At 35.6% G+C, this 10,213-nt stretch carries 8 protein-coding genes; 6 read left to right on the forward strand and 2 right to left on the reverse strand.

Features of this window, described 5'->3' with window-relative positions; translation table 11 throughout:
• Positions 1-31: 31 nt before the first annotated feature.
• Together rnpA and rpmH are read right to left on the reverse strand one after the other, a co-directional pair.
• Positions 32-385 carry a ribonuclease P protein component gene (rnpA, locus tag HF990_RS08710; protein ID WP_096552378.1) on the reverse strand — a complete coding sequence of 118 codons (354 nt, stop codon included), beginning with the start codon at positions 383-385 and terminating at the stop codon, positions 32-34.
• Positions 386-453: 68 nt separating this feature from the next.
• The gene (gene rpmH, locus HF990_RS08715) at positions 454-588 is read right to left on the reverse strand and encodes a 50S ribosomal protein L34 (protein WP_016839592.1); all 135 of its coding nucleotides are present in this window, start codon (positions 586-588) and stop codon (positions 454-456) included.
• Positions 589-1,120: 532 nt separating this feature from the next.
• Between rpmH and dnaA the strand changes: the two genes are divergently transcribed.
• The 6 genes from dnaA to gyrA all read left to right on the forward strand — a co-directional run bounded on the left by dnaA (position 1,121) and on the right by gyrA (position 10,041).
• On the forward strand, positions 1,121-2,464 hold the full coding sequence (gene dnaA / locus HF990_RS08720) for a chromosomal replication initiator protein DnaA (RefSeq protein WP_016839593.1): 1,344 nt from the start codon (positions 1,121-1,123) through the stop codon (positions 2,462-2,464).
• A gap of 168 nt (positions 2,465-2,632) precedes the next feature.
• On the forward strand, positions 2,633-3,769 hold the full coding sequence (dnaN, locus tag HF990_RS08725) for a DNA polymerase III subunit beta (RefSeq protein ID WP_168412427.1): 1,137 nt from the start codon (positions 2,633-2,635) through the stop codon (positions 3,767-3,769).
• Between the two features lie 371 nt (positions 3,770-4,140).
• Positions 4,141-4,371 carry a S4 domain-containing protein YaaA gene (gene yaaA, locus HF990_RS08730; protein ID WP_016839595.1) on the forward strand — a complete coding sequence of 77 codons (231 nt, stop codon included), beginning with the start codon at positions 4,141-4,143 and terminating at the stop codon, positions 4,369-4,371.
• The gene (recF, locus tag HF990_RS08735; RefSeq protein WP_016839596.1) at positions 4,368-5,480 is read left to right on the forward strand and encodes a DNA replication/repair protein RecF; all 1,113 of its coding nucleotides are present in this window, start codon (positions 4,368-4,370) and stop codon (positions 5,478-5,480) included. The genes yaaA and recF overlap by 4 nt, the downstream gene beginning before the upstream one ends.
• A gap of 69 nt (positions 5,481-5,549) precedes the next feature.
• Entirely contained in the window at positions 5,550-7,484 is a 1,935-nt protein-coding gene (gyrB, locus tag HF990_RS08740) for a DNA topoisomerase (ATP-hydrolyzing) subunit B (RefSeq protein WP_408056489.1), read from the forward strand.
• 25 nt (positions 7,485-7,509) lie between these two features.
• Positions 7,510-10,041 carry a DNA gyrase subunit A gene (gene gyrA, locus HF990_RS08745; RefSeq protein WP_016839598.1) on the forward strand — a complete coding sequence of 844 codons (2,532 nt, stop codon included), beginning with the start codon at positions 7,510-7,512 and terminating at the stop codon, positions 10,039-10,041.
• The last annotated feature ends 172 nt before the right edge of the window (positions 10,042-10,213 follow it).

Genomic DNA, 10,213 nt, shown 5'->3' on the forward strand with positions numbered 1-10,213 from the left:
TTTAAAATTGATGACGCTTACATTCAAACAATCAAGAGTTCTTTTTTCGTTTAATAACTTTTGCAATTTTCAGCACATGCTCTAAACTTTTTTTCGTTTCATGATAATTTAAGTTGGCCGCCGATACTCTGGCGATAATAACATAATCCATATCTTGTCTAAGCTCTTCTTTTATTTCAAAAAATACTTGTCGGATATAACGTTTCACTTGGTTCCTAATCACAGCATTTCCTATTTTTTTCCCTATGGATAGCCCAATTCGAAATTCCTTTTGTCCCTCTTTAGGCAAACAATAAACGACAAACTGGCGATTAGCGTAAGATTTTCCTTCATTAAACACCTGTTGAAATTCTTTATTTTTTTTAATTCTTTGGCGCTTCCTCACTCGATCAATCACCCGCTTTTTCCTTAAATTGCAACGAGAAAAAAAAGACCACTGAAAATTCAGTGGACTTATGCTGATAACACTTTTCTTCCTTTACGACGACGTGCAGCTAATACTTTACGTCCATTTTTTGTGCTCATACGTTTGCGGAATCCGTGTACTTTGCTGTGTTTTCTTTTTGATGGTTGATATGTGCGTTTCATCTATATTTACACCTCCAAAGTGATTATTCAGTATCTAATCATACATATAGACCTGAATATTATATAAAAAGACCCTTCTTATTGTCAAATGACTATTCGATTACAAGTTTAGGAATGCTGCTCTTATTATTCAAAATTTTTTAAAAAATATCCACAGTGAAATTGTAGATATTCACAAATATTGTGGATAATATTTTTTGTAATTTTTTTATCCACAACTGTTATCGACATCTTTTTCACAAACCCAACCCCTGTGGAAAAACATATTGTGAATGAAAATGAACATTGTGGATAAGTTTATCAAGCTATTGAAACAACGATGTTTTTTTGATAGGATAATTGTGCTTTAATTTGTGGAAAACAATTTCGGGAAATATTTTATCCACAGTTGTTAATAACTTGTGGATAAAATAAACCACAACCTATGGAAAAAAGTTATCCACAGGTTGTGATTTTGTGTTTTAATAAAATTGGAGAATTGTTTTTGAATGGAATTATTCAAATTAAAATATGAAGTAAAGGAGTCACAGGCTTGGAACATTTAGATGAGTTATGGAACAAAGTCCTGGCCCGAGTAGAACAACAAATTTCAAAACCAAGCTTTGAGACGTGGTTAAAGTCTACAAAATTGCTCTCATACAAAGGAACAAACGTAACCATTGCTGCGCCAAACTCGTTTGCGCGAGAATGGCTGGAAAACCACTATGTACATCTAATTGCAGGAATCTTATCTGAATTAACTGGAGAAGATTTGTATATTAAATTTGTTGTACAAAAGGACCAGGACAACGAAGATTTTGATATTCCGGCGCCGGTTATTCAAACAAAAACAGCTGAGCCTTCTGAAGGCCCTCATAGCATGCTTAATCCAAAATACACTTTTGATACGTTTGTTATTGGCTCGGGAAACCGTTTTGCTCATGCTGCTTCCCTCGCAGTTGCGGAAGCACCGGCAAAAGCTTATAACCCTTTCTTTATTTATGGGGGAGTAGGATTAGGGAAAACCCATTTAATGCATGCAATTGGACACTACGTACTTGAACATAATCCAAATGCAAAAGTAGTTTACTTGTCTTCTGAAAAATTCACGAATGAATTTATTAATTCTATCCGAGATAATAAGGCGGAAGAATTCAGAAATAAATATCGTAACGTGGACGTTTTGTTAATTGATGATATTCAATTTTTAGCTGGAAAAGAATCAACGCAAGAAGAATTTTTCCACACTTTTAATACTTTACACACTGAATCAAAGCAAATTGTTATTTCAAGTGACCGTCCGCCAAAAGAAATTCCAACATTAGAAGATCGATTACGATCTCGATTTGAATGGGGGTTAATTACAGATATTACCCCACCTGATTTAGAAACGCGAATCGCTATTTTACGTAAAAAAGCAAAAGCTGATGGACTAGATATACCTAATGAAGTAATGCACTATATTGCTAATCAAATTGACACAAACATTCGTGAATTAGAGGGAGCGCTAATTCGCGTTGTCGCGTATTCATCATTAGTGAATCAAGACATTACTGTAGAACTAGCACAAGAAGCTTTAAAAGATATTATGCCTAATTCGAAACCGAAATCCGTGACAATCCAAGATATTCAAAAAGTAGTAGGAGAACATTACAACATTCGATTGGAAGACTTCAGTTCAAAAAAGCGAACAAAATCTATAGCCTTTCCTCGGCAAGTAGCGATGTATTTATCGAGAGAACTTACGGATTTTTCTTTGCCAAAAATCGGGGAAGAATTTGGTGGGAGAGACCATACAACGGTAATTCATGCCCATGAAAAGATTGAAAAAATGTTGAAGGAAGACCAACAATTACAGGAAGAAATGAAACAAATTCGAAGCTTGCTTGGAAAATAAGATTGTGGATAACTTACTTTTTCTTTAACAGGGATATACACAAAGTATCAACATGTGGATATGTTGTTTTTTATAGATAAAACTATACTTATCCACAAATCCACAACCTCTAATACTATTTCTATTAATTATTAAAAAAAATAATAATTTAATAAGTGAGGTATGACGATGAAATTTGAAATAATGAGAGATCGGTTGTTGGATGGACTAAATGATGTAACAAAAGCGATTAGTTCGAAAACAACAATCCCAATCTTAACAGGGATCAAAATTGACGTAACAGATAATGGAGTATTACTTACAGGATCTGATGCGGATATAACAATTCAAACGTTCATTCCTGCTGAAGAAGATGGCAATCAAATTATTAATATTGTTGAAACAGGGTCCATCGTTTTACAAGCTCGAATGTTTAATGAAATTGTAAGAAAACTGCCTACAAATGATGTTGAAATTGAAGTGAAAAATGAATTACAAACTCATATTCGTTCTGGTAAAACAGAATTCCATTTAATCGGTTCAGACGCATCTGAATATCCGTTATTGCCAGAAATCTCTACTGAAAATCGATTTGAAATCCCTGCTGATTTATTAAAATCGGTTATTCGCGAAACGGTGTTTGCTGTTGCTGCTAGTGAAAGCAGACCTGTACTAACAGGGGTTAACTGGAATATAGAAAATGATGAACTAATTTGCGTTGCAACTGATAGCCACCGATTAGCAAGAAGAAAAGTAAAATTAGAAAATCTACCAAATGGCATTGAATCCATTGTTATTCCTGGAAAAAGCCTGAACGAACTAAATAAAATTTTGGGTGAAACAAGCAATCCTGTTGAAATAACGATGTCCAATCAACAAATTTTATTCAAAACAGATCATGTTTTATTTTTCTCACGTTTGCTAGAAGGGAACTATCCGGATACATCTCGCTTAATTCCTAATGAGTTTAAAACAAACATTAAGCTGGATGGAAAAACATTTTTACAAGCAATTGATCGTGCATCATTAGTTGCTAGAGAAGACCGAAATAATGTTGTACGATTTGAAACATTAGAAGATGACGCTGTGAAAATATCGTCCAATTCCCCAGAAATCGGAAAAGTAGAGGAACAAATTCCAGTTGAATCGATTGAAGGAGAGGAATTGGTTATTTCCTTCAGTGCAAAATACATGATGGAAGCGTTAAAAGCAATCCATGGACAAGATGTAATTATTCAATTTACTGGTGCAATGCGTCCATTTATCTTACGATCAGTGCATGATGATTCCATCCTTCAATTGATTTTACCTGTAAGAACATACTAAATAGATTGAAAAAGTGTAGATTAAGTCGAAATGTAGGCTTGTCTACACTTTTTTGCTTAAAAAGATGGATTCCATTATAAAAACTGGACTAACTAATTTAGAAAAGGGGGCACTAGGTTTATAGATTCTTGAGAAAATGATATGTTTTTTATTTTTTTTTATGATAAAAAATGTGAATAATTTCGTGTTGAATTTTTAATAACATTCGTTTTTTAATCAAATTATAAAGACGCTAGAAAATGCTAAAAAGGGTTTGAATTATATGTTTTTCGTCAAAAATTATGTTAGGCTTCTATTGCTTTTCTAGCTTATTAGCGATAATTAAGGTAAGATTAAATGATAGATGTTCGCTAAACGGAGGCTGAATTTGTTTGAATGAAATAGTAATTGATACTGAATTCATCACCCTAGGACAAGTACTGAAAGTTACGAATGCTATTAGTTCTGGTGGTATGGCAAAATGGTTTCTAGAAGAAACGGATGTTTATGTGAACGGCGAAATAGAGAAACGCCGAGGCAAAAAATTAAGGAATGGTGACGTTGTTAATATACCTGGTATTGGAAGATATGTAATTGTAAACAAGAACGGAGAAAAGGAATGATTATTGAGCGTTTACAACTTACCAATTACCGTAATTATGAATCTCTCAACTTAGAATTTTCTCCACAAATTAATGTCTTGATTGGAGAAAATGCTCAAGGAAAAACAAATATATTAGAATCTATTTATGTTTTAGCGATGGCTAAGTCCCATAGAACGAGTAATGATAAAGAATTAATACGTTGGGAAACAGACTATGGTAAAATAAAAGGTGAAATCAAAAACCGATACGGTAAAATCCCCTTAGAATTGTTAGTTACTAAGAAAGGTAAAAAAGGGAAAGTTAACCATATTGAACAATTGAAACTGAGTAATTATATAGGGCAAATTAACGTTGTGATGTTTGCGCCAGAGGACTTAAACATAGTGAAAGGAAATCCTCAAGTGCGCAGACGTTTTATTGATATGGAAATTGGGCAAATCTCTCCCGTTTATTTACATGAATTATTGAATTTTCAAAAGCTTTTAAAACAACGAAATCAGTTGTTGAAAAATTATCAGGGGAAACCGAAAATCGATGAAGTACTGTTTGACATTTACACTGAACAATATATTCAATCCGCAGTACAAATTATTCGTAAACGATTTGAATTTGTTGATTTATTACAAGAATGGGCAGAAAAAATCCATTCCGGCATATCCCAAGGAATTGAAAAGTTAAAGATTAAATATCTCACAACAAAAGGGATTGAAAAAGATTGGACTGCTAATGAAATGGCTACATACTTAGCAGAAAAATTTACTCAAGTGAAAGAGAAAGAAATGGAAAGGGGCCTTACTTTAATTGGACCTCATCGTGATGACTTGCAATTTTTCGTAAACGATTACGATGTTCAAACATATGGTTCGCAAGGACAACAAAGGACAACAGCCCTTTCATTGAAGTTAGCAGAAATTGAATTAATAAAACAAGAAACGGGAGAAGCCCCTATTCTTCTATTAGATGATGTGTTGTCTGAATTGGATGATTTCCGTCAATCGCATTTGCTGAATACGATTCAAGAAGAGGTACAGACATTTGTAACAACTACGAGTGTTGATGGAATTCACCACGAGACGATACAACATGCGAAATTGTTTCACGTGAAACAAGGGAAAGTGGAGATTTGATTAGCGTTTATTTTTTCGCATTTTAAAATAAGAATTTCAAATAATGCATACAAGGGTATGAAAGAGTAGGTGAACGTGGTGGCTTTAGAGGAAAGTAAAGTTCAGGGAAACTATGATGCTGACCAAATACAAGTTTTAGAAGGATTAGAAGCTGTCCGCAAACGTCCAGGAATGTATATTGGAACAACAACTTCAAAAGGTTTGCACCATTTAGTATGGGAAATTGTAGACAATAGTATTGATGAAGCGTTAGCTGGCTATTGTAATAAAATTCATGTAACGATTGAAAAAGATAATTGGATTCGAGTAGAAGATAATGGTCGCGGAATACCAGTAAGCACACATGAAAAAATGGGTATACCTGCAGTTGAAGTCATTATGACTGTGCTCCATGCCGGCGGAAAGTTTGGTAGCGGAGGATATAAAGTTTCAGGTGGTTTACATGGTGTTGGAGCTTCTGTTGTAAACGCGTTGTCTTTAGAAACAGAAGTTTATGTGAAACGTGATGGTCATATTTATTACATTAAGTTTTCCCGTGGAAAAACTGTAGAGCCGTTAAAAATTATTGGGGATACTGACGAAACTGGAACAACTACTCGCTTTAAAGCGGATCCAGAAATTTTCCGAGAAACTACTGTGTATGATTATGAAACGCTAGCAACCCGCATTCGTGAATTGGCGTATCTAAATCGAGGCATCATCCTTACTTTAACGGATGAGCGTGGAGATGAGGTCCGTTCTGATTTTTATCATTATGAAGGCGGAATTAGAGAATATGTTGAACATTTAAATGAATCCAAGGAACCGATTCATGAAACGATTGATATTGCGGGTGAAAAAGATGGAATTTCATTAGAAATTGCACTGCAATATAATTCGGGATATTCAACTGATATATATTCATTTGCTAATAATATCAACACATATGAAGGTGGTACCCACGAATCAGGATTTAAAACAGCCTTGACTCGTGTCATAAATGAATATGCACGAAAAAACGGCTTGTTAAAAGATAATGATGCAAACTTAACAGGAGAAGATGTCCGAGAAGGATTAACTGCGATTATATCTGTTAAACACCCTAATCCTCAATTTGAGGGTCAGACAAAAACAAAATTAGGAAATTCTGAAGTAAGCACAATTACAAATCAAATCTTCTCGGAAACTTTTGAACGTTACTTATTAGAAAATCCATCGGTAGCTAGAAAAATTGTTGAAAAGGGAATTATGGCTGCTCGAGCTCGAATTGCAGCCAAAAAGGCACGTGAATTCACGAGAAGAAAATCAGCGTTGGAAATTTCAAACTTACCGGGTAAACTTGCAGACTGTACTTCAACAAACCCAGCAGAATCAGAAATTTTCATCGTCGAGGGGGATTCAGCAGGCGGATCTGCGAAATCTGGCCGAGATCGATATTTCCAAGCGATTCTTCCTTTGCGCGGAAAAATTTTAAACGTTGAAAAAGCCAATTTAAACCGCATTTTATCCAATGCAGAAATTCGTGCGATGATTACTGCATTTGGTACGGGTATTGGTGATGAGTTTGATTTAGAAAAAGCACGATATCATAAAATCATTATCATGACCGATGCCGATGTCGATGGAGCGCATATTCGTATTTTATTGCTAACGTTCTTCTTCCGCTTCATGCGTCCGCTTATTGAAGCAGGATATGTATATGCTGCTCAACCACCTCTATATCAAGTGAAACAAGGAAAACATGTTGAATATTGTTATTCAGATGAAGAACTTCAAGAAATATTAAATCGCCTTCCAGACAATCCAAAACCTACAATTCAACGATATAAAGGTTTAGGAGAAATGAATGCAGATCAGTTATGGGAAACTACGATGGATCCTGAAAGACGTACGTTGCTTCAAATTCAATTGGATGATGCTATTAAAGCAGACCAAATTTTTAGACAGTTAATGGGCGATGAGGTTGAGCCTCGTAGACAATTTATTGAAGAAAATGCCGTCTATGTTGAAAACTTAGACATTTAATTTTTATGAAGGGAGGTTATTATCTTTGGCTGAGAATATACATTCTGAAATCAAACAAGTAAAGATTAGTGAAGAAGTTCAATCATCTTTTTTAAGTTATGCAATGAGCGTAATTGTTTCTCGCGCGTTACCAGACGTACGAGATGGTTTAAAACCAGTTCAACGCCGTATTTTATATGGCATGCATGAACTGGGGAATCATTCAGATAAACCGTATAAAAAGAGCGCTCGTATCGTTGGTGACGTCATGGGGAAATACCACCCACACGGTGACTCTTCCATCTATGATGCAATGGTGCGTATGGCTCAAGATTTTAGTTATCGTTACGTATTAGTTGATGGTCACGGTAACTTTGGTTCCGTTGATGGAGACGGCGCAGCTGCAATGCGTTATACAGAATCTCGCATGTCTAAAATTGCTATGGAGATGTTGCGAGATATCAATAAAGATACGATTGATTACGATCCAAACTATGATGGAACAGAAAAGGAACCTAAAGTATTACCGTCTCGTTTCCCAAATTTACTTGTAAATGGTGCATCGGGAATTGCAGTTGGAATGGCTACGAATATACCGCCTCATCAATTAGGAGAAACAATCGATGCTGTTGTTGCTGTAGCTGAAAATCCCGAAATTACGACAGAAGAATTGATGGAAATTATTCCGGGACCTGATTTCCCAACAGGTGGTATTATTTTGGGACGAAGTGGAATTCGTAGAGCTTATGAAACAGGTCGCGGTACAATTGTTGTCCGTGCAAAAGTCGAAATTGAAACGAGCTCAACTGGTAAAGAAACAATCATCGTCACAGAAATCCCTTACCAAGTGAACAAAGCGAAATTAATTGAAAAAATTGCTGAGCTGGTTCGAGACAAAAAAATTGAAGGAATTTCGAATCTTCGTGATGAATCTGACCGCCGTGGAATGCGGATTGTCATTGAAGTCAGAAAAGACGCTAATGCAAATGTTGTGCTAAATAATTTATATAAACAGACAGCAATGCAAATGAATTTTAGCGTGAATATGCTTGCGCTAGTAAATGGACAACCGAAAGTATTAAGCTTAAAAGAAGTACTTTATCAATATTTACAACATCAAAAAGAAGTTATTACACGCCGCACACAATTTGAACTTCGAAAAGCGGAAGATCGAGCTCATATTTTAGAAGGTTTGCGCATTGCTCTAGATCATATCGATGAAATCATCAATATCATTCGTTCTTCCCGCACTGGTGAAGAAGCAAAACCAATATTAATGGAACGTTTCAACTTAACCGACAAACAAGCACAAGCGATACTAGATATGCGTCTTGTTCGCTTAAGCGGACTTGAAAGAGAAAAAATTGAAAATGAATACCAAGAATTACAAAAATTAATTGGCGAGTTAAGAGCGATTTTAGCGGATGAGGCAAAGATAGTAGATATTATTAAAAGAGAATTGCTAGAAATAAAAGAAAAATATAATGATGAACGCCGGACTGAAATAGCTCCTGGTGGCCCTGAGATGATTGAAGATGAAGATTTAATCCCAAGGGAAGATTCTGTTGTTACACTAACTCATAGAGGTTATATAAAAAGACTTGCATCCAGCACGTATCGCAGTCAAAAACGTGGTGGCCGTGGAGTTCAAGGAATGAATACTCATGAAGATGATTTCGTTGAACATTTATTGTTTACATCTACTCACGATGTCATTTTATTCTTTACTTCTAAAGGAAAAGTATACAGAGCAAAAGGTTATGAAATCCCTGAATTTGGTCGCACGGCAAAAGGTTTACCGATTGTAAACTTATTAAACCTTGATAAAGAAGAGAAAGTAACAGCGATGATTCGAGTAAAAGAGTATGACGAAAATGCCTTCTTCGTCTTTACAACAAAAATGGGGATTGCGAAACGTACATCTTTATCACAATTTGCCAATATCCGAAATAACGGCTTAATTGCTATTCATTTACATGAAGACGATGAATTGATTTCTGTTCGATTAACAGATGGTTCTAAACATGTCGTAATCGGTACAAGAAATGGCATGTTAATTCGCTTTGAGGAACAGGATATTCGTGAAATGGGCCGCACAGCAGCTGGTGTGCGCGGTATAAAACTTCGCGACGGTGACTGGGTAGTTGGTATGGAAATTGTAGAACCTGGTCAAGATATTTTAGTCGTGACAGAGAAAGGTTATGGAAAACGAACTTCTGAGTCAGAATACCGTTTACAAAATCGCGGTGGAGTTGGAATAAAAACGATTCATATCACCGAGAAAAACGGTCCAATGTGTGCGGTGAAAACGGTAGATGGTACAGAGGATATCATGTTAATCACGAATAATGGTATTTTAATTCGCATGGATGTAAATGATATTTCTTGCATTGGACGAAATACTCAAGGCGTTCGCTTAATTCGATTAGCAGAAGATGAGCACGTTGCGACGGTAGCAAGAGTGAAAAAAGAAGATAATTCTGATGATCATGATTCAACTACAGAAGTAGAAAACGAAGTTAAAGATGAAGAAAAAGAAACTTCAAATGAAGTAGAAAACAAAGATTTAGATGAATAATCTTAATTTCGAAAAACAGAAACATTGCTTAAAGTAATGTTTCTGTTTTTTCGTGCGCCCGGCATGTACATGAACTATAGGGTGTAAGTCCCGAACCCCGAAGACAGAAGTAGAGGTTAGCCAAGAGCAAGGGTGTCCGTGGTGACGCGGAATCTGAAGGAAGCTGGAGGCA

Origin of the sequence: Ureibacillus thermosphaericus (assembly GCF_012396605.1) — a bacterium.
In the GTDB taxonomy this organism is placed as follows: Bacteria; Bacillota; Bacilli; order Bacillales_A; family Planococcaceae; genus Ureibacillus; species Ureibacillus thermosphaericus.